The sequence below is a fragment of the Pedobacter aquatilis genome, from assembly GCF_030409415.1.
GTDB classification, from domain to species: Bacteria; Bacteroidota; Bacteroidia; order Sphingobacteriales; family Sphingobacteriaceae; genus Pedobacter; species Pedobacter aquatilis.
Genome location: NZ_JAUFPW010000003.1, coordinates 1 through 24,386, shown reverse-complemented (window position 1 = coordinate 24,386; position 24,386 = coordinate 1). Strand labels below are relative to the sequence as shown.

General features: G+C 34.2%; 27 protein-coding genes and 1 pseudogene. 21 read left to right on the top strand and 7 right to left on the bottom strand.

The genetic code is table 11. The features are described from left to right. Positions 1-5: 5 nt before the first annotated feature. The 12 genes and pseudogenes from QWY86_RS00395 (at position 6) to QWY86_RS00345 (ending at position 8,061) form a co-directional block, all read left to right on the top strand. Positions 6-1,448, top strand: a pseudogene (locus QWY86_RS00395) (serine hydrolase). A gap of 178 nt (positions 1,449-1,626) precedes the next feature. Then, the gene (locus QWY86_RS00390) at positions 1,627-2,148 is read left to right on the top strand and encodes a hypothetical protein (protein WP_290237448.1); all 522 of its coding nucleotides are present in this window, start codon (positions 1,627-1,629) and stop codon (positions 2,146-2,148) included. A gap of 185 nt (positions 2,149-2,333) precedes the next feature. Continuing rightward, complete coding sequence (locus QWY86_RS00385; RefSeq protein ID WP_290237446.1) at positions 2,334-2,930, top strand: hypothetical protein; 597 nt, start codon at positions 2,334-2,336, stop codon at positions 2,928-2,930. A 28-nt stretch (positions 2,931-2,958) separates the two neighbouring features. Further along, positions 2,959-3,504 carry a hypothetical protein gene (locus tag QWY86_RS00380; protein ID WP_290237444.1) on the top strand — a complete coding sequence of 182 codons (546 nt, stop codon included), beginning with the start codon at positions 2,959-2,961 and terminating at the stop codon, positions 3,502-3,504. A gap of 99 nt (positions 3,505-3,603) precedes the next feature. After that, the gene (locus tag QWY86_RS20205; RefSeq protein ID WP_494338187.1) at positions 3,604-3,753 is read left to right on the top strand and encodes a serine hydrolase; all 150 of its coding nucleotides are present in this window, start codon (positions 3,604-3,606) and stop codon (positions 3,751-3,753) included. A 34-nt stretch (positions 3,754-3,787) separates the two neighbouring features. After that, positions 3,788-4,387: a GNAT family N-acetyltransferase gene (locus tag QWY86_RS00375; protein ID WP_290237442.1), complete on the top strand. Its 600-nt coding sequence runs from the start codon at positions 3,788-3,790 to the stop codon at positions 4,385-4,387. Between the two features lie 225 nt (positions 4,388-4,612). Continuing rightward, positions 4,613-5,092, top strand: a complete 480-nt coding sequence (locus QWY86_RS00370; protein WP_290237441.1) for a DUF2975 domain-containing protein — start codon at positions 4,613-4,615, stop codon at positions 5,090-5,092. 3 nt (positions 5,093-5,095) lie between these two features. Then, positions 5,096-5,308, top strand: a complete 213-nt coding sequence (locus QWY86_RS00365) for a helix-turn-helix domain-containing protein (protein ID WP_290237439.1) — start codon at positions 5,096-5,098, stop codon at positions 5,306-5,308. Between the two features lie 332 nt (positions 5,309-5,640). Next, complete coding sequence (locus QWY86_RS00360; protein WP_290237437.1) at positions 5,641-6,489, top strand: bifunctional helix-turn-helix domain-containing protein/methylated-DNA--[protein]-cysteine S-methyltransferase; 849 nt, start codon at positions 5,641-5,643, stop codon at positions 6,487-6,489. Between the two features lie 19 nt (positions 6,490-6,508). Further along, positions 6,509-6,754, top strand: a complete 246-nt coding sequence (locus QWY86_RS00355; protein ID WP_290237435.1) for an Ada metal-binding domain-containing protein — start codon at positions 6,509-6,511, stop codon at positions 6,752-6,754. After that, positions 6,741-7,349 carry an alpha-ketoglutarate-dependent dioxygenase AlkB family protein gene (locus tag QWY86_RS00350; protein ID WP_290237433.1) on the top strand — a complete coding sequence of 203 codons (609 nt, stop codon included), beginning with the start codon at positions 6,741-6,743 and terminating at the stop codon, positions 7,347-7,349. Before QWY86_RS00355 ends, QWY86_RS00350 begins: the two co-directional genes overlap by 14 nt. Before the next feature lie 133 nt (positions 7,350-7,482). After that, complete coding sequence (locus QWY86_RS00345; protein ID WP_290237431.1) at positions 7,483-8,061, top strand: YdeI/OmpD-associated family protein; 579 nt, start codon at positions 7,483-7,485, stop codon at positions 8,059-8,061. A 115-nt stretch (positions 8,062-8,176) separates the two neighbouring features. Here QWY86_RS00345 and QWY86_RS00340 read toward each other — a convergent pair whose 3' ends face one another. Further along, positions 8,177-10,684 (bottom strand): S9 family peptidase, encoded by a 2,508-nt coding sequence (locus QWY86_RS00340; RefSeq protein ID WP_290237429.1) that lies wholly within the window; start codon positions 10,682-10,684, stop codon positions 8,177-8,179. A 169-nt stretch (positions 10,685-10,853) separates the two neighbouring features. On the opposite strand from QWY86_RS00340, the gene QWY86_RS00335 reads away from it, so the two are divergent. The 3 genes from QWY86_RS00335 (at position 10,854) to QWY86_RS00325 (ending at position 14,019) form a co-directional block, all read left to right on the top strand. Then, positions 10,854-11,732, top strand: coding sequence for a polysaccharide deacetylase family protein (locus QWY86_RS00335; RefSeq protein WP_290237427.1), 879 nt, complete (start codon positions 10,854-10,856; stop codon positions 11,730-11,732). A 152-nt stretch (positions 11,733-11,884) separates the two neighbouring features. Continuing rightward, positions 11,885-12,811: a polysaccharide deacetylase family protein gene (locus QWY86_RS00330; RefSeq protein WP_290237425.1), complete on the top strand. Its 927-nt coding sequence runs from the start codon at positions 11,885-11,887 to the stop codon at positions 12,809-12,811. Positions 12,812-12,852: 41 nt separating this feature from the next. Beyond that, positions 12,853-14,019 carry an RsiV family protein gene (locus tag QWY86_RS00325; RefSeq protein WP_290237422.1) on the top strand — a complete coding sequence of 389 codons (1,167 nt, stop codon included), beginning with the start codon at positions 12,853-12,855 and terminating at the stop codon, positions 14,017-14,019. 112 nt (positions 14,020-14,131) lie between these two features. Here QWY86_RS00325 and QWY86_RS00320 read toward each other — a convergent pair whose 3' ends face one another. From QWY86_RS00320 to QWY86_RS00300, 5 genes are all read right to left on the bottom strand, one after another. Then, positions 14,132-14,584: a 3-oxoacyl-ACP synthase gene (locus QWY86_RS00320; RefSeq protein WP_290237420.1), complete on the bottom strand. Its 453-nt coding sequence runs from the start codon at positions 14,582-14,584 to the stop codon at positions 14,132-14,134. Positions 14,585-14,647: 63 nt separating this feature from the next. Continuing rightward, on the bottom strand, positions 14,648-14,992 hold the full coding sequence (locus tag QWY86_RS00315; RefSeq protein ID WP_290237418.1) for a DUF1801 domain-containing protein: 345 nt from the start codon (positions 14,990-14,992) through the stop codon (positions 14,648-14,650). A gap of 89 nt (positions 14,993-15,081) precedes the next feature. Next, complete coding sequence (locus tag QWY86_RS00310; RefSeq protein WP_290237416.1) at positions 15,082-15,654, bottom strand: nitroreductase family protein; 573 nt, start codon at positions 15,652-15,654, stop codon at positions 15,082-15,084. A 181-nt stretch (positions 15,655-15,835) separates the two neighbouring features. Then, positions 15,836-16,369, bottom strand: coding sequence for a HEAT-like fold family protein (locus tag QWY86_RS00305; protein ID WP_290237414.1), 534 nt, complete (start codon positions 16,367-16,369; stop codon positions 15,836-15,838). Positions 16,370-16,472: 103 nt separating this feature from the next. Beyond that, positions 16,473-17,015: a hypothetical protein gene (locus QWY86_RS00300; RefSeq protein ID WP_290237412.1), complete on the bottom strand. Its 543-nt coding sequence runs from the start codon at positions 17,013-17,015 to the stop codon at positions 16,473-16,475. A 497-nt stretch (positions 17,016-17,512) separates the two neighbouring features. Here QWY86_RS00300 and QWY86_RS00295 point away from each other — a divergent pair, with 497 nt between their 5' ends. The 6 genes from QWY86_RS00295 to QWY86_RS00270 all read left to right on the top strand — a co-directional run bounded on the left by QWY86_RS00295 (position 17,513) and on the right by QWY86_RS00270 (position 23,390). Further along, positions 17,513-19,135 (top strand): ABC-F family ATP-binding cassette domain-containing protein, encoded by a 1,623-nt coding sequence (locus QWY86_RS00295; RefSeq protein WP_290237473.1) that lies wholly within the window; start codon positions 17,513-17,515, stop codon positions 19,133-19,135. Positions 19,136-19,212: 77 nt separating this feature from the next. Further along, complete coding sequence (locus QWY86_RS00290; protein WP_290237410.1) at positions 19,213-19,869, top strand: hypothetical protein; 657 nt, start codon at positions 19,213-19,215, stop codon at positions 19,867-19,869. 38 nt (positions 19,870-19,907) lie between these two features. After that, a complete protein-coding gene (locus QWY86_RS00285; protein WP_290237409.1) occupies positions 19,908-20,564 on the top strand; it encodes a hypothetical protein in 657 nt (218 codons plus the stop codon). Positions 20,565-20,678: 114 nt separating this feature from the next. Then, positions 20,679-21,383 (top strand): DUF4397 domain-containing protein, encoded by a 705-nt coding sequence (locus tag QWY86_RS00280; protein ID WP_290237407.1) that lies wholly within the window; start codon positions 20,679-20,681, stop codon positions 21,381-21,383. 107 nt (positions 21,384-21,490) lie between these two features. Beyond that, on the top strand, positions 21,491-22,075 hold the full coding sequence (locus QWY86_RS00275; RefSeq protein WP_290237405.1) for an RNA polymerase sigma factor: 585 nt from the start codon (positions 21,491-21,493) through the stop codon (positions 22,073-22,075). Then, positions 22,068-23,390, top strand: coding sequence for a hypothetical protein (locus QWY86_RS00270; protein WP_290237403.1), 1,323 nt, complete (start codon positions 22,068-22,070; stop codon positions 23,388-23,390). Before QWY86_RS00275 ends, QWY86_RS00270 begins: the two co-directional genes overlap by 8 nt. Here the strand turns inward: QWY86_RS00270 and QWY86_RS00265 are convergent. Continuing rightward, a complete protein-coding gene (locus tag QWY86_RS00265) occupies positions 23,387-23,965 on the bottom strand; it encodes a peroxiredoxin family protein (RefSeq protein ID WP_290237401.1) in 579 nt (192 codons plus the stop codon). The two genes, QWY86_RS00270 and QWY86_RS00265, sit on opposite strands and share 4 nt — an antisense overlap. Between the last annotated feature and the right edge of the window lie 421 nt (positions 23,966-24,386).

Here is a 24,386-nt window from a genome sequence, read left to right as displayed (position 1 = left end):
ACAAAATGAACAAAACATTTCTTTTTTTATTTAGCATTTTAAGCACGGCAATTTTTGCTCAACAAAAAAATAACTTAGACAAAAATATTTACACGATTTTAGACAACAATGCCGAAAATTTGCTTAAAAAATCAAAAGCATATTCTGTTTCTATAGGCATTGTAAAAGACGGAAAAGTTTACACCAAACATTATGGTGAACTTGACAAAGGAAAAGGTAATAAAGCCAACAACGATACTTATTTTGAAATTGCTTCTGTTACAAAAGTGATGACAGGATATTTATAGGCAAAAGCCGTTTTGGAAAGAAAAGTAAATCTTGACGACGATATTAGAAAATATCTTAAAGGGGATTATAAAAATTTAGAATTCAATGGGAAACCAATTAGTATTAAAAACCTGATTTCTTATGAATCTGCTATTCCAAGCGTCTTGCCGGATGACAGAGATATTATGAGAACTTTTGACGATAGCACAACTTTTAAACTTGTCAAATTACATAGAGATTATACAAAAAACGACTTTTTACGAGACCTTAAAACAGTCAAATTAGATACAATTCCAGGAACAAAATACAATTATAGTAATCCAAGCCTTGAGATAACAGGATTATTATTGGAAAATATCTACAAAAAGCCTTTTGAAAACCTATTGAAAGAACATCTTTGGATAAAATTGAATATGAAGCATACCAAATTTGCATTAAACCCCAAAGAAAAATTAGCAACTGGCTATAACAATAATCACATTTTAATGCCTCATTTTGTCAGCAATTTATGGGGTTCATCTGGCGTAAAAACAAAATCGAATTTGAGCGATTTAATGAAACTGCTCAAATTTGAATTGGAAAGTCAAAATAAAATACTACAAGAAACACAACGTAATATTAAAAATAGTAATGGAAATTGGTTTGGCTATTTTTGGGATAATATTTATATATCAGAGTTTGGCAAGTATGCTTATAAACACGGTGGAGCTTTTGGAAATCAAGTTATGTTTTCTATTTTTCCAGAACAGAATATTGGATTATGTCTTATTGTAAACATCAGTGGACCCGAAACACACGGAGTTTTAGCTAATACAGTTTTTGATATAGCCAATGATTTACTTATTAAAGATAAAGTTGCTCCAAACACATATGGTTACAAACTGACCAATGATAAGGTAGTTTTCACATATCACCATAACCAAAAGTTAGATTCAAAATTAATAAAAAGTATTTCTGTTACAGGCTCTTTTAACGATTGGAATCCTGACAATAAAATGTACCAAATGCTTCCAAAAGACAATAACACATTTGAACTTGAATTACCAAAAACACAATTTGAGAAAGGGAAAGAATATCAATTTAAATTTGTAATCAACAACGTTCGTTGGATAATGACACCCAAAAACGCATTGAATACAGACAAAACGGAAGATAATAATTTGATATTTAAAATAGACTAAAAATGCCTGCCGCTAACAAGGTATTGCCAAAAGCGGGGCTGAAGTGCTTCGATTGAGCATTTGTGCAAGGTTCAACAGCAGTATTTCTATTGAACTTTAGTGCTAAAAATCCCCGCCTTCGGCAATACCCGAAACGTTAGCGGTCATGCTAAAACGAACTACGAACCGACAGAAAAATATGAAGTTTTGGATTAGGATAATTTTAATAGCAATAATTGACTTTGTAGTTATTTGGCTTTGGGTAAAACAAATGAACCCCGACCCAAGCGTTTCAATTGGAATTTTATTATTAGTTCCTTTAGTGGTTTTAGTTAATTTAATTATTGCTTTAATCCTATACTTTACAAAAAGACAATTAACCTCATTATTTGTAATTAACTCAATAATTTCTGGAATATTAATGTACTACTTATTCGGGCAAGGAATTGATAGATATCAAAATAACCGACTTGAAAGCTGGGAGTTTAAACTACAAGACACGACTTTCCAAATTACTCATTGGAAACTTAACAATACATTTAGTTTAAGTGAAAGCACTAATCCTGGTTCTTCCACAAGCTTTTTAGACGGAAACTTTATAAAAAAAGGAAACGCTTTTTATCTAACAACTGACACAACCGAATATATAATTAAAGACGACTACATATATAAATTCAGAAATCCAACCGACAGTATTAAATTGACGAAAATTAAAAGATAAAATGAAAAAAAGCCCGAACCGCTAACCACAAATTTGTATTATAATGGCTGAACTGCTTTACGTTATTTCATCGCAATTAACTAAGTTTATATGGGCAGACAAGTTTGTGCTTTCTATGCCATTACAATACAAATTAGCAAACCGTTAGTAGCAAGTTAAACAGACACTACAATAACGACAGGACAATGAAAGAAACCATACTGAATTTTCAATATCAATACAGTAAATTATTTAACCTCGGACTGAATAGAAAAAAGTTTGAAATAAATGCAACTGCGGACAAGTTATTCGCAATGAATACTTCAAAGAATACATTCATAGCATTATTTTTTACCTTGTTTGCAAGCGGACATCTTTTTTCAGGTTTAATTGTTGGCTTAAGTTCGACAGAGAAACTTGATACTGACTTTTATTTAGCATTTACTATTTTGTTTATAGTCGGACTTATTGGTTTTAGACAATTTTTGTGGTTGGTAAATGGACGACAAGAATTGACAATAGAAAATGGAACTTTGATGCTTACTAAAAATGGGACATTTTTCACAAAACCAAAATCTTATACATTTGACAAAGTTGAAAATATTAGGCAAGCATTTGACGAAGACAGTTTATCTCTATTTGACAAAATTCAAAAAAATATAGGTGTAAATCGAAAAGTGATTTTTGGACACATTTACGGACAAGTGCTATTTGACTATAATCAGCAGACTGTAAAGATTTTCTGTGATTTGGACAAAGACGAACGACTAAAACTAATTGACGAAATGAAGAAACAAAAATAAAACCAGCCACTAACAGCAGTTTGGCAAAATGGCGGGTTTAGTGCTAAATTCAACAACAGTTCTTCGATTGAACTTTTGTGCAAAACCGAACTTTTGTGCTTCGATTTCCGCCACTTCGCCAAGCTGCCAAACGTTAGCTGTCATTGTACCGAACGACACGAACAGACAAGAAATAATAGACCAAATGGAATCAACTTTTAGATTTGGAACAAGAAAAGCAAAAGAAGAATTAGCAAACGAACTAAATCTACCTTTTGAAAATTGGATGCAAGATTGGCCTTATGAAGTTGTAATTCCAGATGACATTGAAAAATACATTGAGCATTATGTAAAACTTACAGATGAAGACAAGAAATTTGTTTTAATGGAGGGAATTATTCAAGCAACCGAAGACCAAGTAAGAGAAGTTCAGTTTTTAAAATATTGGAATGAAATTAAATATTTACTGGACAATGATTTTTACATTCACGAATATACGATCTATTATTGGTCTTGTTTTGATAATGAAAACATTGACGATTGTTGGAGAATTACACCATTTATGCGACAATTTTGGAAAGAAAAAGTAAGCTGAAAAATCTATAAATCAAGTATAAAGAATTATAAAAAAGAAATTTCAGACAAGCTTTGTTACACCGAACTTGTTTATGGAAGAATTAATTTAAGAGTAGCAATGAATGACGTGGGAATTTTTAAACTTCCAAATGGAAAACATATTATTCTTTCTATCTACCTTAAAAACATAACGGAGACAAGGGATGATACTGAAAAAATAATTGCTGACATAACAAAAGCAACTTGGAATTATTATACGAAAAAATGAACTGTCAATAAACTCATAAACGTTAAATTACATAATGAATTTTGACTATAAAATTGATTATATCTTAGAAGACAAGACTGTACTTTTAAGACCTTTGAAAACACACGACTTTAAGCATCTTTTAAACTTTTCAATTAACGAACCTGAAATTTGGGAATTTAATATTGGTGGTGCAAATGGAGAAGAGAATCTAGTTAAATATATTGATAACGCTATAAATCAAAGACAAAGCGAAAAACAATATCCATTCATTATTTTCGACAAAAGAATTAACGAATATATAGGAAGTACGAGATTTTATAATATCGACCTGGAAATGAAAACAATTGAAGTTGGCTACACCTGGTACGGAAAAAAACATCAAGGAACGGGGATAAACAAAAATTGCAAATACCTGATGTTTGACTTTTCATTTGATAAATTAGGAATTGAACGAATTGGACTTGGAGCAAACAGCAAAAATAAACGAAGTATAAATGCAATGAAAAGTGTTGGTTGCACAGAAGAAGGACTTTTGAGAAGTCGTAGTTTAGACCAAAATGGCAACAGAATTGACTCAGTAATTTTGAGTATATTAAAATACGAATGGACGGAAATTTGGAAAACAAAACTTAATGATAAAACAATAAAATAAAAGCACTACTGCTAAATTTTTTTAGCCAGGCGAGCTGAATTGGGCACTTGAAATCTGGTTTCTACAATCTCTTAAATCTACAGCAATATCAGCAACGGCTTATCTGCTTCAATTCTTAATTCTTTTAACCAAAGAACTATCAAAAAATTAAAAAACAATATATTTTTATTGTTTATCAATAATTATTTATTAATTTTGAATCAACATTTTAAATTATTTATAATTATGAAAAGAATTTCAATTGTATTTCTCCAGTCGGTAATTGCACTAATTGGTATTATCGCACTTTTCATTTTGATTCGTTTTCCACTAACAGAAGGACGAGCTAAGGACCTGGATTTAATCAGTATTTATGCCGACCCTTTAATAATTTATGCCTACGTAGTCTCAATTGCTTTTTTTGTTGCACTCTACAAGGCGTTTAGGTTAATTGGCTATATCGGGCAAAATAAAATATTTACACCCAGTGCGGTAAACACATTAAAAAGCATTAAATATTGTGCAATAGCCATTAGTGTTTCTATTGTAATTGCAGGTATTTATATCAAATTTGCACACCACAAAGATGATGATCCTGCTGGCTTTATTGCCATGTGCATCGTAACTACCTTTGCCTCTATCGTAGTAGCAACTACTGCAGCGATATTCGAAAAACTTTTGCAAAATGCCGTAGATCTGAAATCTGAAAACGAGTTAACAATTTAAAATATGGCAATTACAGTAAATTTAGACGTGATGATGGCGAAGCGTAAAATGTCTCTCAATGAATTATCAGATAGAGTGGATTTAACACTTTCAAACCTGTCTATCTTAAAAACAGGGAAGGCAAAAGCAATTCGTTTTAGCACTTTAGATGCAATTTGCAAAGCTTTAGATTGCCAACCGGGCGATATTCTGGAATATGTAAATCAAGATAAATAAAAATTTTGTTGATTTAGGTTTCAAAGGAAAGCGAGAATTTTCTGGTCGATTTAATAATTATTTTTAATAATCTCTTGAAAATGAAAGCTTGGTACTAATGGCGGCCTTTAGCCCCGCTAACCGCTTTACTTGCCTGATAAAACCTGTGAAACAAGTAAGCAACAATTAAAAACGATTATTACAGTACTTTACTCAGGCTTCGTGTTCGCTATTATCGGGTTTAGAAACAACAAATCATGCATTAAAAAAACCTCAAAAAATTAACTTCAGCAAGTTTCAGATTTTTTGACTGAAACATAGTTTCGACATTTGTAATATAAAATTAAGAAGCAATGGAAACGCAGCAAGAAATAAATTACAGCCGGATTGCCGAAGCAATAGAATACATTAAAAACAACTTTAAACAACAACCAAATCTGGATGAAGTTGCAGAAAAAGTACATTTAAGCCCAACCCACTTTCAGCGATTATTTACCGAGTGGGCAGGTACCAGTCCTAAAAAATTTTTGCAATATATTAGTGTAGAACATGCCAAAAAAATATTAAAAGAAGAGCAATCTACCCTATTCCAAACGACATTTGATACTGGTTTTTCAAGTACAAGTCGTCTGCACGATTTATTTGTAAAGATAGAAGGCATGTCGCCTGCCGAGTATAAAAACGGCGGTAAAAACCTTTCCATTAATTATAGTTTTGCAGAAACACCTTTTGGAAATATAATAGTTGCGTCTACAACAAAAGGCATTTGTTATATGGTTTTTGAGGATGATGAAGAAACAGCGATGACTAACCTAAAAGTTAAATTTCCTAATGCAACTTATTTGCAAAAGTTAGATTTAATACAGCAAAATGCACTTTTCATTTTCCAGCACGATTGGAGCAAATTATCTGAAATAAAACTACATTTAAAAGGTACTGATTTTCAACTGAAAGTTTGGGAAACACTCTTGAAAATCCCTATGGCTAAACTTTCTACTTATGGTAACATTGCCCGGTTAATTGGCAATACAAATGCATCAAGAGCAGTTGGAACAGCTATTGGAAGCAATCCGGTTGCTTTTTTGATTCCTTGTCACAGGGTTATACAATCATCAGGAAATATTGGAGGATATATGTGGGGCAGCACAAGAAAAACAGCCATTATAGGTTGGGAAAGTGCAAAAGCAAATACCAACGAATAAATCTCGCAAAACATTATTAATGATAAGCCACACTGAACTATCGGATAAGGATTTAAGAAGTAGAATTAAAAATCAGGAAATTGGCTTTGCGGGAAACCAAAAACTGAAAATATACGGAATTTTAGGCTGCAAATCTGGCAAGAAAATGAAACGTGAAAACCGGGTTTTCTTTAATACAGAAAAAGAAGCTTTGGCAAAAAAATATCGCCCTTGCGGCCATTGCATGAGCGCAAATTACAAAAAATGGAAAGATGGATTTATTTAACCAAATTATAGATAAAAATAAAAATTTGCTACTTAAAGATGGTATTGTTAATTATTACGGCCGATTGTTTACCGCCACAAAAGCAGATTTTTACCTGGATAAATTGCTGAATAACATTGAGTGGCGCAATGATGAAGCCATTATTTTCGGCAAAAAGATAATTACAAAACGTAAAGTAGCTTGGTATGGCGAAAAACCCTTTGAATACACCTACTCTAATACAACCAAACATGCCTTACCTTGGACTAGCGAATTATTAGAACTAAAAAATATTATAGAAAAAGAAACTGGCGAAATCTTTAATTCTTGCCTGCTTAATTTATACCACAATGGCGATGAAGGAATGGCATGGCATAGTGATGGTGAACTTGATTTGAAGAAAAATGGGGCAATTGGTTCAATAAGCTTTGGAGCCGAAAGAAAATTCGCATTTAAACACAAAAAAACCAAAGAAAAAGTAGAATTAATTCTAGAAAATGGAAGCTTATTGATGATGAAAGATACCACTCAAACCAATTGGTTGCACAGGCTTCCTCCAACAAAAAAGGTAACCAGCGCAAGGGTAAACTTAACCTTTAGAACAATTATTGAATAAGAAGAAGTTAGATAAGCTTTTGTAATAAATGCCTGGTTATGTATCTTCAACAATATACAGAAATATTAAATAGTCTGCTAAGACAGGCATTTTAATTGTACCTATTATTATATTACCATGAGATTTTAAAATAATGGCTGAAAAAATTATCGAGACGTTTTACCCAACAAGCCGAGAAGCATGGAGAGAATGGTTGCTAAAAAATCATAGCTCATCACAATCTGTATGGCTGCTTGGTTACAAGAAAAATGCTAACATGCCAACCATAAGTTGGGAAGAATCAGTTGAAGAAGCTTTATGCTTTGGATGGATTGACAGCATCAGAAAAAGTCTGGGTGATGGAAAATTTATACAGTTTTTTAGTAAGCGGAAACCAAATGGCACATGGTCTAAAATAAATAAAGAAAAAATTATTAAATTGATTGAAACCGGACACATGACAGATGCCGGATTAGCGACCATTGAAAAAGCAAAACAAAAAGGTTCATGGACAATCCTAGACGAGGTTGAGGCGCTAATTATTCCAGCAGATTTAGAAGATGCATTTTTACGTAATCCAAACTCAAAAGAATTTTATTTAAGCTTAAGTAAGTCAAATCAAAAAGCGATTTTACAGTGGATAGTTTTGGCGAAATTGCCAGAAACCAGGCTAAAGAGAATTAACGAAATTGCAGAACGAGCGAGCCAAAGTCTAAAACCGAAGCATTTGTAAAAATGACACCATTAAACCAAGACACAGAATACTGAAACAAATTCAGCATGACGAGTTTACAAAAAAGGCTTGTGTAGCGATACACAAGCCTTTCTTTTGATAAACATCTTTTTAACTACTTCCCTGTCTTCTCAATATCCCTATCCATTTCGGTTAAGTCAACATCCTCAGGATTAGAAAAATCACCGATAAGATATTTGTTAAAGTGATCTGCCAATTTCCAGAAAGCATATTCTGTCATATCTCCAAAACCATGTCGCTGACCAGGAATAATTAAGAAATCAAAACGTTTTCCAGCCTTCATTAAAGCATTAGCAACACGAATACTATTTGCAGGATGAACATTATTATCTACATCGCCATGCATCAATAATAAGTGACCTTTTAAGTTTTTAGCCAAATCAGGGTTTTTATCAATGCTATATTTAAACGATGTATCTCCTTTTAAGGAAATAACTTCTTTTACACCATGATGTTTTTCACTCCACCAACGGTTGTAAATGCTATTATCATGATTACCGGCATTTGAAACTGCAGCTTTAAAAAACTCCGGATAAACCAACATTGCTGCGGTTGACATAAAACCACCACCTGAGTGACCAGTGATTCCAACTCTTGTTTCATCGATATATGGATATTTTGAAGCCAATTGCTCAATTGCAGTCTTTTTATCAGCCAATCCATAATCGCGAAGATTACCATAACCATAAGTATGATACCATTTAGAGCGAGATGGATTTCCGCCTCGGTTACCTACAGTAATAACAATGTAACCAAACTGAGCCAAGCGCTCTGTACGGTCCATACTTTTACTAAAAGCTTTGTTTACCGCTTCAGTTTGTGGTCCTGGGTAAACGTACTCTATAATCGGGTATTTTTTATTCGGATCGAAATCAAATGGTTTATACATTACTCCATATAAATCTGTTATGCCATCATCTGCCTTAACTTTAAATGGTTCAGGAAATTTGTATCCAGAAGCCATTAAAAGCGATAAGTCAGTAGTTTCTAAATCCATCACTTTTCTCCCGGCCTTATCGTAAACACTAGATTTCGGTGCAGTGTTTACTCTAGAATAATTATCAACAAAGAAAGTATTGTTATCGTTCATGCTCGATGCGTGGTCGAAATCTCCTGCATTAAGCAATTTAAGATTAGTACCATCAAAATTAATGCTGTACAAATGAAGATAATAAGGATCTTCTTTCGCTTCCTTTCCGTTTGCAGTAAAGTAAAGCACCCGATTTTTCTCATCAATATTTACAATACTTTCGCAGTGAAATGCACCTTTTGTAATCTGATTTTTCAGCTTTCCATTTCCATCAAAAAGATAAAAATGCGCCCAGCCATCACGTTCACTCCAATGGATTAATTCTTTTCCATCGTTAACTAAACCAGGGCGATTAACCTCAACATAGGTATTAAAACGTTCATCAATTAATGGGGTAACTTTACCCGTTGCAATTTCTACCATACCAATATCAATACGCTTTAAATCACGGCTGGTACGAGAGAAATATAATTTACTGTCGTTACCTAACCAAACCGAAGGGCGAAATTCATTGTCACGATCTTTTACCAAGCTTGGTTTACCCCAAACACCAATTGTTTGATCTTTAAACGCCGAAAGATTCAACTTTTTAGATGTTTTAGCAGCAAAATCAAAAAGTAAAGTTTCGTCTTTTGGTGCTTCGGCTTCGCCTGGCATTTGATATTTATAAGTTTCTAAGGTTGGACGACCTGGTGTTACACTATTAATAACCCATAAATCTTTAACCTTACGAGAATCCGTTCTATCTAAAACAAAGTATTTAGAATTTGGCGACCAAAGTACGTAAGCACCACGACGTTTTTTATTGTTCTTCTCATTTTCAACGTTATTTTCGCCATCTCCATCACTACCGTAAGAATAGAATTTAACGCCATCTTTTGTAAGTTGATGTTCTACAATTGTGCTATCATCTTCATTTTTAACCGCTTTTTTGTAATTTTCTTTATCCATCCAGTACAAATTATAATTGCGAGAAAAGATAATTGCTGATGAATCTGGAGCAACAGAACCCCATCTCGGTTTTACTTTTGGCTTGGTGTAATTAGGTATTTCAGTAAGTTTTGTAGTCGCTAAATCATACCTGAAGGAGAAGATTTTTTTCTGCATAGAATCCGCAGCTTTTTTATCCTTTCTATCTTGCTTTAATTCATCAATTGTACTCTTAATTTCGAAAGTGACGGTTTTTTCATCTGATGCGAATTTTAGTTCATCCAAAGGTAAATGCTCAGCATCAAAAGGATCGCGAACTATTAAAGTTATATCTGCTGCCAACTTTGCATTATCAAAAAGCAATTTTTTACTTTTCGTGGCTGGATCAACCAAATACCAGAATTTGCCTTTCGGACCTTCAAAAGTATACCAGAAACGGTTGGATAGTTTAAGCCAGTGCGGATCTACAGAAGTAGAGTACACCATCTTCTTTAATTTATTTGGCGAGAATCGCGATGCTAACTGATAATTTGCCTTAGGTTGTGGCGCAATATTTTCAGAAATAGTGAATGTTTTAGTTTGTGCTGCGACCGAAAAGGCGATTACCTGCGCAAAAAAAACAAGTTTGTAAAGTTTGTTCATTAATAAGTTGATTTTTAGTCGCCAAAAATATTTATTAATAACATAAAAGCTTATTTTGCTGTGTAATAAATGCGTTAGCTATAAATACCAATTAAAATAATTATCAACAATCTTTAATTCCGTTTTAAATAGTGGGCTTTTTTTTAGTTTTGTGCTAAATATCTAAAACATGAAATTCAAAATTCTAACTATTATAACTGCTTGTGCAATATTAATGAGCAGCTGTCAGTCAAAATCTCAAACAGAAGCAGAAAAACCAACCGATTCTACAGCTATAGGTACATCCGGTGATAACAATACAGCCGCTTCTGTTGATGTGTCAAAAATAAAGGTTGCCGATGCTAAAACCATTCTAGAACGTAAACAAGTACCCATTCTTTGCTATCATCAGGTGAGAAATTGGAAACCAACTGATGGAAAAGTAGGTAAAGATTATATTGTAGAGATACAAAACTTTAAAGACCAGATGAAAATGTTGGCCGACAGTGGTTACCATACCATTTTGCCCGATCAACTTTACGCCTACCTAAACACTGGAGCAGCATTGCCGAGCAAGCCAATTATGTTAACCTTTGATGATACCGATTTGGATCAGTTTACAATCGTTAACCCAACACTAAAAAAGCTTGGTTACAAGGCTGTTTATTTCATTATGACTGTTTCGATTGGTAAGAAAGGAAAATTTGTTGATTATATGAGCAGCGACCAGATTAAACAACTTTCTGACGAAGGGAATATCATCGGATCGCACACTTACGACCACAAAAACTTTAAAAAATATGCAGGTAAAGATTGGGAAGAGCAGTTAGATAAACCAACTAAAAGACTGGAAGAAATTACCGGTAAAAAAATGACTGAGTTTGCCTATCCCTTTGGCTTATGGAACGCAGAAGGTATTCCTGAATTAAAAAAGCGTGGATTTAGAATGGCTTACCAACTTTCTACTAAACGTGATGAAAAAGATCCATTGTTCACCATCCGCAGAATTATTGCCAGCGGCTACTGGAGTCCGAAAACATTAAGTAACAGCATTAAAAATAGTTTCTAATCTAATAAACCCTGGCAAATGCCGGGGTTTCTTATTTATAGATTAAAAAGAATTTATTCTATCTGAAAACGCTGTATCTTTGGTGAAATAAATTTTTAATGGCCACAGATTTACAGATTTTTAAACATCTATTTTTAAATCTGTGGCTAAAAATGAAGCTTAGCATCAAGAAATTAAACGGAAATAAATTGAATAAAAATTTAAAAACAGCTGCTCTATTCCTTTCATCGGCAACACTTTTAACTTGCATACTTATTGCTTGCTCCAACAATAAGACTAAAGAAAATGCAGCACAAAATACTACCATTCTAACTGATGAAAAAACAGATACTGCCAATTTAAAACCTGCTGATGCAAAAACCATTTTAGCCAGAAAGGAAGTTCCTGTTTTATGTTACCATCAAATCCGTAATAATATTGCAAGCGACAGCAAAAGGGCACACGATGATATTATTGCGCCTGATAAATTCAGAGAACATATAAAAATGTTAGCCGATAGCGGATATCATTCTATCTTGCCAAATCAACTTTATGATTATCTGGTTTATGGCAACAAACTACCGGAAAAGCCAATTATGATAACTTTTGATGATACCGATGAAGACCAGTTTACGGTTGGAAATGCGACGTTAAAAAAATATGGTTTTAAGGGTGTTTATTTCATAATGACGGTTTCTATCGGCAGAAAAGGTAGAATCAATTACATGACTAAAGAGCAGATTAAGCAATTAGCTAATGAGGGTAATACCGTTGCTAGCCATACTTACGATCATAAAAACTTTGCCCAATTTACTAATGAAGATTGGAAAACGCAGATAGATGAACCAACAAAAAAATTAGAGCAAATTACTGGTAAAAAGGTGGAGTATTTTGCTTATCCATACGGTGTTTATAAAGCAGCTAATTTACCAAAGCTAAAAGAGCATGGTTTTAAAGCAGCATTTATTCTATCAACAGCAAGAGATGAAAATTACCCGCTTTATACAATTAGAAGGATAATTGACCCGGGAAGATATACTGCAAAAAACCTTTATTACAGTATTAATAAAAGCTTCAATAAAACAAAAGCTAAATCTTAAGTGTAGATAAGTTAATAAAACAATAACTGCTACCGTTTGATATGAAGAATTTAATCTATCTGGGCTTATTTGGCCTGCTTATAGCTTCCGCATGTAATAATCCTAAAAACGAAGGTAATTCAGCAACTACAGATACAACTCAAAATACTAAAACCGAATTAACGGCCAATTTTTACAAACGTTTAGAAGGAACCATAGCTGGAAAACCTGTGGTTATGCATTTGCAAAGCACCGAGAATGATTATTCCGGCGTTTATTCATATAATGGCGCTTGGTTAAACCTTTCTACCGATACTCTAATTGATAAGGACAGCGTTATTTTAAACGAAAACGGTTTTTATGATTATTACTTCGATAAAGATGCAAAACAGTCTCGCCTGAACTTAAAATGGAATGGGAATGGTTTTGATGGTACTTGGAAAAACGATAAGGAAAATAAAACTTTCCCCGTTGCCTTGGTAGAAAAATATCCAAAAGGAAGTTATCAATTTGAAGCCGGAATGTATCAAGATTCCATAAAGGCGATGATAAATGATGATAAATCGCCTGTTGCTCAAATTACTTTTGAATACCTTAAGCCTAAAGCGAAAGATGATTCTGGTGTTTGGCTGGACAAACAGTTAAGGCAAATTTTTAACCTTCAAATGGCCCAAGCAGACAGGCACATTGGTTTTAAGAAAATTGCTTCAGCATACTTTGAGGATTACAAAAACCAGATTAGGGAGCAGCAAAAAAACGCCAAAGATCGAGGTTTTCTACAATGGATGAATTATACTAACAACTCGCAACAATCTATCGCTTATAATGACAATGATTACGTGGTTGTAGATTTTCTGGCCGATGCTTACACAGGCGGCGCACACGGCAATTACGGAAGTACCATGTTTTGCTTTGATGTGAAAAACAAAAGGCAATTGGTATTGAGTGATGTGGTAAAAATCGATTCGAATACATTACAGAAAATACTGGAAAAAAATCTGCGCAAAAACTACAACATAAAGCCTAGCGAACAGCTGAATAGTGTTTTATTCGACAACTTCATTAAACCGAATAACAATTTTTACTTTAATGCAAATGGCTTGGCATTTATGTATAATCCCTACGAAGTGGCCAGTTATGCACAAGGTCAAATTGTGGTTTTTATTCCTTATACAGATTTAAAAGATTATTTAGTTCCGGCCTTTGCCGATAGAATGGCGATTAAATAATCCATTCCGTCATGCTGAATTTATTTCATATTGATGCACCAAACCTAAAAATTTTCGAACCATCTAAGTTATATAAGCTAATGCAGTACCAACAAAAATCTGTGGCGTAGAACTAAAGAATTTCCTTAATCAAATATTTTTTACCGTTAAAGTTTAACTCTGCTCCTACTTTTTTTCCAATAAAAAGCTTACCAATTGGTGCAGCCTGCGAAACTGCAAAATACTTTTGTCCATCAAGGTTTAACTCGCCTGCACTAATGCTGATGTAAAAGTTACCTTCCGAAGTTAAAATCAAACTACCATTTTTTACTTCTTTGGCCGCATCAACATTCTCAACCTGTTGCAAAGCAATTTTTTGCTGACCCGCCTCGTAAAGTAATTTACTGCTTCTATCCATTTCCTGCTGCATCATCTCGCGTGTCGTTTCATACTTATCGCCTGCGCTGCTTTTGGTATCATCATTTGAAGCTTGTCTGGCTTGCCCCATAGAATATTCGATATTCTCTATTCGGTTTTGAATGAAAGTGAAGCAAAGCTGATACAGTTGAGATTTTAAATTAGACATATTTTTATAATGGAAAACGTCAGATTGGAAATGGATAAGAGATATTGGGGAATAGATAATGGATTAGCTGCGTAAGGTCAAGGCTTGTTTTAGAATTGATTTTATCTTTTCCTCTGGTATATCTTCGAGATGATTGATTAGTAAAATTTTCATTCTGGCTCTTTTCTCTTGCAATAAATCTTCGTGTTCAATTTTATTTCCATCAACAAAACCAATGTAAGGTTGATGGTATTTTTTATGAGTCCAAAGATAGCAGAACATTTTTCCTTTATGGTAATAAAAAGGCAATCCATATTTCCAATGTTCAGTGATATCTTCATAACCACTAAGCAGCAATCTTAAATATTGAAGGCAACTTTTTACTGGTTCTTCTTTTTGTTCGAAGAAATTATCTAATGGATTAAGCATAAGAAATTGATAAGCATTCTTTTTATTTTTCGTTGATTGTTTTTCGTCTATCGTTTCTCGAAAAACGAAAAACAACAAACGGTAAACGATCAGTCCTCTATCCAGCTCACTTTTTCCTCCATCGAAGTACGATTAGCTGCCCAAGGTTTCTCGTTATGATAGCCCATATAAAATAAGCCGATACACTTTTCATTTTCCTTTAATCCTAAGAAGTTACCTAAATCATGAATTAATGGCGGCGAGCTCCAATAAGCACCAACCTTTAAACTTTCAGCAGTTAAGGCCATATTTTGTACCGCACAAGAAACGGCAGCCAGTTCTTCCCACTCTGGAATTTTACCGCTAACCGCCATATTTATAGCAATTATACAATCTGCCTGACTCGTTTTTTCGGCAAAACTATCATATTTCTTTTGCAGAAAATTTTGTGGAGAAACCAGTTCCTTATATAACCTTCCTAGCTCTGCTCCTAGTTTAGCCAAACCTGCTTTTCTAATTATAGTAAATCGCCAGGGTTGTGTTAACTTATGTGTAGGTGCGTAATTCGCAGCTTCCAGAATCTGGTTAATAACTTCTACAGGAATTTCTTTTTTTATATAACTCGCCGGGAAAATACTGCGGCGTTCTCTTATAACTTGTGATACGATATCGTAATTGCTCATATTGTAAAAATAGCGAAAAGCTTTTTAGATTAAAGAACCAGAAATAAAGAATAAAGACCATAGCGGAAAGACAAAAGCGGAAAGGAAGTTCAAAGTCTATTGTCTAAAGTTGAAAGTCCAAAGCAAAAGCTATTTGTAATTCAATTTGTCTTGATACTAGATACCTGCTACTAGATACTTCCTACGATCGCAACTGCCTCCTAATCTGCTTAACCTTGGCGAAAAAGGCAATACTTTCCTTATCAACCAAAAAGTCCATGGTATAAGTAAGCTCATCTTTAATCCAGCTGTGTTTGTAAATTAAGTTTGCGAGAATATTTAAGCAATGAGATTTAACCGCAACCGGAATTTCATCAATTAACCAGGCGAAGGTAACTTCTACAAGTTTTTCTGTTTCATAATTTAGAATAATCTCCTTAACCTCAAAAGAAGCATTTTTCTTAGTCATGAAAGCCAGGATTTTTACGTAATGCCTTAGTGCCGATAGATTTTTCTGCAAAGGAAGTCTCTGGAGAAAATAGTTGCTAAACGCTAGAAATCTTTCCTGATGATTGGAATAAACCCGCTCTAATATCCAGGCGGCCCTAAAACCAATTTGCTCATCTGGATGAAAGCTTAAATCAATTAAATCTTTAGCAGAAAAGGTATCGTTTGATGCAAGAATTTCTGTTTCAATTTTTCCAATAGGTGTTTTTATGATATTGATTAAATCCATTGATACTAAAATAGTATTTTACCCAAGTATCTATAGTAAAAAAAACCTCACCATTTTAAAAAAGGTGAGGTCGAAAATCTTCAATTCAATGGAAAGCATTACATCATTTCCAAAAATATTCGTCTTGTGGTATTATATTTTTTTTAGAACCATTAGATTCAATAATAGTGTTACCGAAGATATCGATACTTTTCTTGTAAATAACGTTGCCCGACCCATCTTCAATAATTTTGTTTCCAAAAATATCTGTCTTATACTTTCTTAAAACGTTACCATTTCCAGCTTCGATAATAGTATCGCCAAAAATATCTTTCCGCTTTTTATAAACCGTTTGGCCAGAACCATCTTCTACAATTTTATCGCCGAAAATATCTGTTCTATACTTCCTCACAACATTACCATTCCCATCCTCAATAATCTTACTTCCAAAAATATCTGTTTTATACTTTCTGATTACATTACCATTCCCATCTTCAATAATCTTATTGTCGAAAATATCCTTTCTCTGCCTTTCAATTACTGTATGGTTTTTGTCAACGAGGATGGTGTCGCCAAAAATATCTACATCGAGTTTATAAGTATTAGTTTGACCGTGAGCCAATGGCCCAATGATAGACATGATAATGCCTAGTGTTAATTTTTTCATAACGTTTCATTTTTGTGTGTGAACTAAAATAAGAAAATGAAAGCAAGAACTTAGTTGAATTGCATAACTTTTTTAGTACCGTCTGTTGAAGCAAACGGCAATGAAAATCAAAAACCATAATTTATAATTATTGCCGTTGGTTTCAACCAACGGCAATAAATTGTAAATTGGCTTTAGCCAAATATAAAATTTGAGGTTTACTGAAGCCATGAGCAAATTCCTTTGTTAAATAAACCCGATTAAACGAAAATACTTTTAAAATTGCAGCAACCCTGAATATACTGTCATGCTGAGGCACGAAGCATCTGCAACCGATGAAACAGATGCTTCGTGCCTCAGCATGACAGGCTTTTTTAAAAGATTGCAGTGAAAGCGGGGCTGCATTTGCCATGAAATACCAAACGCTGATTTTCAAATTATTAGTTGTAAACCTTTTAAACTCTACCTTTTTACCCTCAACCTTTTTGCCTATCTTTGCGGCTTATTTATTTTACAGTATGATTTCAGTTTCTAATTTATCTTTACGATACGGCAAGCGCACACTATTTGAAGACGTTAACATTAAGTTTACCCAAGGCAATTGCTATGGTGTAATTGGTGCTAACGGGGCAGGCAAATCAACTTTCCTGAAAATTTTATCAGGCGAAGTGAGCCAAACTTCGGGTAGCGTAGCTTTTACTCCAGGAGAAAGAATGGCGGTTTTAAAGCAAAATCACTACGAATTTGATGAGTTTTCGGTATTAGAAACCGTAATGATTGGCCATAAAGAGCTTTATGCCATCATGAAAGAAAAAGATGCCATTTACATGAAAGAAGATTTTACCGAAAAAGACGGCGAACGTGCCGGAGAATTGGAAAATCTTTTTGCTGAAATGGACGGCTGGAACATGGAAAGCAATGCGGCAACCATGCTAAGCAACTTGGGCATTACCGAAGATAACCACCATAAATTATTAAAGGAACTGGATAACACCCAAAAAGTACGTGTGTTATTGGCTCAAGCGTTATTTGGTAACCCGGATATTTTACTATTGGATGAGCCGACCAACGATTTGGACATAGAAACCATTGCCTGGTTAGAAAATTTCTTGGCTGATTACCAGAACATCGTATTGGTTGTAAGTCACGATAGGCACTTTTTGGATGCCGTTTGTACGCATATTGTGGATATCGATTTCGCAAAAATGAGTACCTACACGGGTAACTACACATTCTGGTATGAATCTAGTCAGTTGGCGTTAAAACAACGCAGCGACCAGAATAAGAAAATGGAAGATAAGGTGAAAGAATTGCAGGAATTTATCCGCAGGTTTAGTGCGAATGCATCGAAATCTAAGCAAGCAACTTCACGTAAAAAAGCCTTAGATAAAATCGACATCACCGAGATTAAGGCTTCAAGCCGTAAATACCCGGCCATTATCTTTAACAATACAGGTAGAGAAGCAGGCGACCAAATTTTACAGGTTGATGCTTTAGGTAAATCAGGTAATGATGGCGTTTTGTTCGATAAAGTTACCTTCATGGTAAACAAAGGCGATAAAATTGCAATTCTATCTCAAAACAGTTTGGCTACCGCAGCATTTTACGATGTTTTAACAGGCAGAACACCGGCTGATAAAGGCGAATTTAAATGGGGTGTTACCATCAGCACAGCTGATATTCCGAATGATAACTCAGAATACTTCGCTGGTAAAGATGAAAACCTGGTAGATTGGTTGCGTGAATATTCTGGAACGGATGCCGATGAGCAATTTGTACGTAGCTTTTTAGGCCGTATGCTGTTCTCGGGTGAGGAAGTTTTGAAAAACGTAAAAGTGCTTTCAGGTGGTGAAAAAATGCGTTGTATGTTTTCGAGAATGATGTTACAACAAGCTAACCTTTTAATGTTTGATGAGCCAACCAACCACCTGGATTTGGAATCTATTGAAGCCTTAAACAACGGTATGAAAGATTTTAAAGGCACAATTTTATTTACTTCACGAGATCATCAATTAACGGAAACGGTTGCAAATAGAATCATCGAGATTACGCCAAAAGGCACAATTGATAAGTTAATGACTTACGATGAATACATCAACAATCCTGAAGTCGCTAAACTTCGCGAAGAAATGTATTCGTAATTACCGTATTAAATTATATTTTAAAAGAGTTTTGATATTCCATCAAAACTCTTTTTCTTTATAAGACAAAACTAAATATGAAAATAATCTGTACGCTCTCATTATCCCTCCTATTTCTTTCTTCTTTTGCACAAAAAAGTGATTCAACACGCGTTCGAAAAAGCACGAATAGCTATGGTTTAATAGAAAAAAGTGTCGAATTAAAATCAAAACCGCATATAAAAGAAGGTTCAGCTGAGGTATTTCTTCACAATAAACTAATAGCCACCGGTTTGTACAAAAACAATGAACGCATAGGCCGATGGCGCTTTTTTAATGGCGATAGTATATCGCAACTTTACAATTACAACTCTAAGAAAATAGAGTATAATGTTCCCGATACTACTCTGACTTATAACATTGATTCATTAAAGGAAGGCGACAAATTATTATATCCTGTAAAAATCGGCAGCATGAATGATTTGTACTGGTACTTAGCATCAACAGCAAGAATACCTGACGAGTTGAAACAAATAAATGGTGAATATCAATTAATCTTCATACTAAACATCAATAAGCTAGGAAAAATATCAAAACTGGTTGTAGATTACAGATTGGGAAACAACAGTAAAAGTTATGAGCTTGTAGACCAAACACACAGATATAAAGATTTCGACTTTGTTCCGGCAATTGTGAATGACAAGGCTGTAAATAGTCAAATGCTACTTAAAGGTAGGGCAACAATTGGCTACTAAGTATCTAATTAATGTTTTTAATATAACATTCTCAAATTATGAAAACGCTCGCCTCACTCCTTTTAATTTTAATTAGTTTTTTGACGTATGCTCAAAAAAGCGATTCTACACGTACCCATTACAAAATTATTCGTGGCGGTATGATTGAGCATTCTACAGAGCTAAAATCTAAACGTTATATTAAAAATGGCGAATCGGAAATAAAACTAGGCAGAAATATTGTTGCATCAGGATTGTACAAAAATGGGCAACGCTATGGAAGATGGCGTTTTTTTAATGGCCCGGACTCAGTAGAACAAATCTACAATTACACAACAAAGAAATTAGAATACAATAAGAAAGCAAAAAACATAACTTGCGAAATAGACGCTGCAAAAGTGGGTGATAGGATTATACAACCTGCAAAAATTGGTGGCTTTTATAGCAGTTTGCGGTTGTTGATTAAAGAGTTTGCTCCTTCAAAAGAGTTCAGAGCGCATCCAGGTGTCCATTCAGTATTTCTAATTTTTTACATTAATAAAGAAGGAAAGCTTATTAAATATGAAGCAGAAACCGTTGGAAACAATTTAAAACTTTCAGAAATAATTCCACTATCCAAATTTCATCCAGACGAATTGGATTTTACACCCGCATATTTAAACGGAAAACCTGCTTCCAGTAGATTAATATTTGAATCCAAATTAACCGTTGAATAAATTTCAATAAAAAAACATAATTGCTGTAGCGTTTCTTTAGCTGCTTTCGTTTTATCAGAAAAGTGTTAATGGCCATTAACCAATTTTATTAAAAAATTGATTTAGAACATTAAAATGAAAACTACTCTGAAAAACTTTAGCACAAGAACAAAAATTATATGCGCTCTTCTTTCTATAACTTTATTTTTATCAGCCTGTAAAAAAGACTGGAATGAATCCGATTCTGTTACGGTAGCCGGTATTGGTTTTGTACATGCATCGCCAGGAACTGGTGCTTTGGATTTTATTGTTGGCGGTCAAAAAGCTAACAACGTCGATTTTACTTTTGGAAAAGATTTAGGCTATTATGGTGCCTATCCGGGAACTCGTTTGTTTGGAATCGCAAAAAAAGATACGCTGAAATACCTTTCTACACTTGATGTAACCTTGAAGCCAGGTATTTTTTATTCTGCCTTTGTAGTCGATGTTTTACCAGCACCAAAAATTTTAGTTTTTGAAGATGATTTGAAGGCACCTGAAACAGATAAGGCAAAAGTTCGCTTTATAAACTTAAGTCCTGATGCACCTGCTTTAGATTTGGCTACTTCTGGCCAGACTGCAGCATTATTCACTGCAAAAGCGTATAAGGAAGCTACACCTTTCATTTCTATCGACCCATCAGATAATTATACTTTCCAAATTAAAGAAGGCACAAATGTTACTGCAACATTACCGGCAACTAAAATTGAAAAAGGTAAAATATATACACTTTGGGCAAAAGGTTTAAAAAGCAAAACCGATAGCACTAAATTTAGTTTAGCAATATTAAGCAACAAATAACACCTACATATGAAAGGAAAATTAACATCATCCATAATTTTGGGTGATGTTATTTTCTTTAAATTAGCGATGACATTAAAACTAATCTCCATTAAGTTCTTAAAGGGTTGATAAAAAAAATACTCGACGTTGAGGAAATTATAAAAGGCTGCAAAAAGAACGACAATGCTGCTAAAGAAATGATGTATAAATCATTTTATGGCTATTTAATGGGTATTATTTTACGTTATGTTAAAAACAGTTACGATGGCGAAGAGCTTGTAAATGATTGTTTTATAAAGATTTTCAAGAATATAAGCAGTTATCAAACACCTGCTAATGCCGTTGATGCCCAAAAAACCTTCAAAGGTTGGATGGCCAGAATAGCTTCGAGAACTGCAATAGATAAACTCAGAACTTTAAAGAATCAAAGCTACCTTGATGATTTAACCGAAGATGAACACCCTGCAAGTCACGTTTCGGTTACTTCTGATTTGCATGTACAGGATATTTTAAAATTATTGAATGAATTACCAGATACACACAGGCTTGTTTTCAATTTATACGAAATTGAGGGATTTGCGCATGATGAAATATCAAAAATGATGAGCATACCCGAAAGTTCGAGCAGGGTTTATTTAACCAGAGCAAAAAACAAACTGCGAACATTGTACACAAACACATTGGTTAATTCGTATGAGAGAAATGGATAAGGAATTAATTGAACATATAAAAGATAGTCTTTCGGTACACGAAGAGGCCTACACTCCCGGCGCATGGGAGCGCTTTGCTTTACAGGAAGAAAAAAAACGTAGGGGTTTTGTACTTTGGCCACTTTGGTCGGCAGCAGCGATAATATTAATTATTGGTGGATTCTTTGTTTTCAATAACAATTCTAACATCAAGCAACAGATTTCTGCTAAAAAACCAGCTCCAAAATTAGAATCCAAAAAAGATACAATTCATAATTCATCTGTAAATCCAAATAATCAGGAGGTTTTAGCGAAAACGCCTCAAAATATAATAAAGACTAAAGAAACAACTACAGATAACATAGAAAACTCAGTAAAATCTGCTCCAATAGAACCCGATTATGCCAAAGTTGGGAACCAACAGATTAATCCTGCTTTGGAAAACAATACCATAAGCCAAATTGATTTACCTGCAGTTGTAAGGCAAAATGAAAACACCTTATTAAGGCCTAACGATGGCTTCAACATAGCTAGTATTAATGATAGTAAAAAAGCAGAACTGGTAATTGAGAAGAAAAAACCTGCTCAAACGAAGTTAACTTTCGAAGATATTTTAGCTCGCGACAGTTACACAAGCAATCAATCCAAACCGGAGAAAACCAAGGGCAACAGCAAATGGGAACCTGGTGTTTTTGTTGCACCATCTATGGGAAATGATAATAAAGTAAATATGAATTATGGTTTCTCACTTTCTTATAACGTTGCCAACAAACTTTCAATCAGTTCTGGCATTGCTTACGCCGCATTAAGCAGCACCAGCAATCCATCGGTAAATAATGGCAATCTTAGTTATGATGCTGCAGCTAGTCCGGTAATGAGTGGCAAAGGTTCATCAACAGTGAGCACTTCAAAAAATTTAGAATCTGTTAATGCAAACGTTAGGGGTATAAATATTCCGATAGAATTAAAATACAGCATCAGCAAAAAATTGTACACCGGAATAGGCGTATCAGCGCTTGCCATTTTAAACAATCGCCAGGATAATAATTACCTGGTAAGCAGTGCGCAAAACAGAACCGTTGCAAATGCAGCGAATGGCTATTCGGAACAACAAATGCTTTTGGTAACCGAACGCGTTTCAGAGCCGCAGGCAGAATCTGCAACCGCCGCAGATAAGTACATTGGTTTCTATAATTTCTCTTTAGGATACAAACAGAAAATATCTGGCAAGAAAAATTTCGCTGTCGAACCGTTTTTACGCGTTCCAATGAAAACCTTTTCTAAAGATAACCTGAACCTAACAAACGGCGGGTTAAGACTAAAACTTGATTTCTAAAGCATAGCGGCAATATCCTTAATCGATGCTCTTTTTTTGTAATCCTTATCAAATTGCACATACTTAATCTTGCCGTTTTTACCGATAATGTAAGTTGCCGGAACAGGTAAAACAGCATCAAGCGCTCCATTATTCTTCGCAACATCAATTCCGTAGGTTTTATATTTCGAAACCAAGCTTTCTTCCATTACAAAATCCACTTTGTAGGCTTTCATAATTTTATAAGCTCTATCCGATATAAGCGAAAAAGAAGCATTAGTTTTTCCTTTCGTTTTGGCAATAGATTCATTTGTTTCAGGTGTTACGCCAAGTACATAAGCGCCTTTATCACTCAACTTAGTTAGCGAATCTTGCAAATCTTTAATGTGTTTATTGCAGTATGGACACCATTGCCCACGGTAAAAAAACAAAACAACGCTCTTGTTTTCTTTAAGCAGTTGTTTAAGGTTAATTTCTTTACCATCGCTGTTTTTGGCAATAAATTCTGGCGCTTTATCGCCAACTTTTAACCCTGTTTGGGCGTACAAACCAGTTGTGCACAGCACTATAAATATTGTGAAGATGAAGGTTCTCATTTCAATTGAATTTAGATATAAATATAATTAAATATTATGTGGTTGCTTCATTTGTAAATTTTAGATATATATTCTGAAAGATTAGAAAAGCAAAAAAGCAAATTCAGTGGTGCTTTTGTTGCAGCAGTCCCGTAGCAAAGGCACTCCTTTGGTACGGGACTATCGGAACCGATAAACTACTACAATTGCTTTCAAAAAAAAACAATGGATTAATTATTGAATTGCTGTTTACGCTTGTTGAAAATTTGGTAAAAATTAATATTTATTACAAATTTAAAAGATTTCTCCGCAAGGTCGAAATGACGGAGTTTTGTTTAATAAAAAAGGTACTGTTATAAATTCCAAATATTTAGACAAAAAAGTATTTTTGTATTCTAAAGAGGTTCAGCTACTGAACTATCTTGCGTAGTCTCGATTTTCG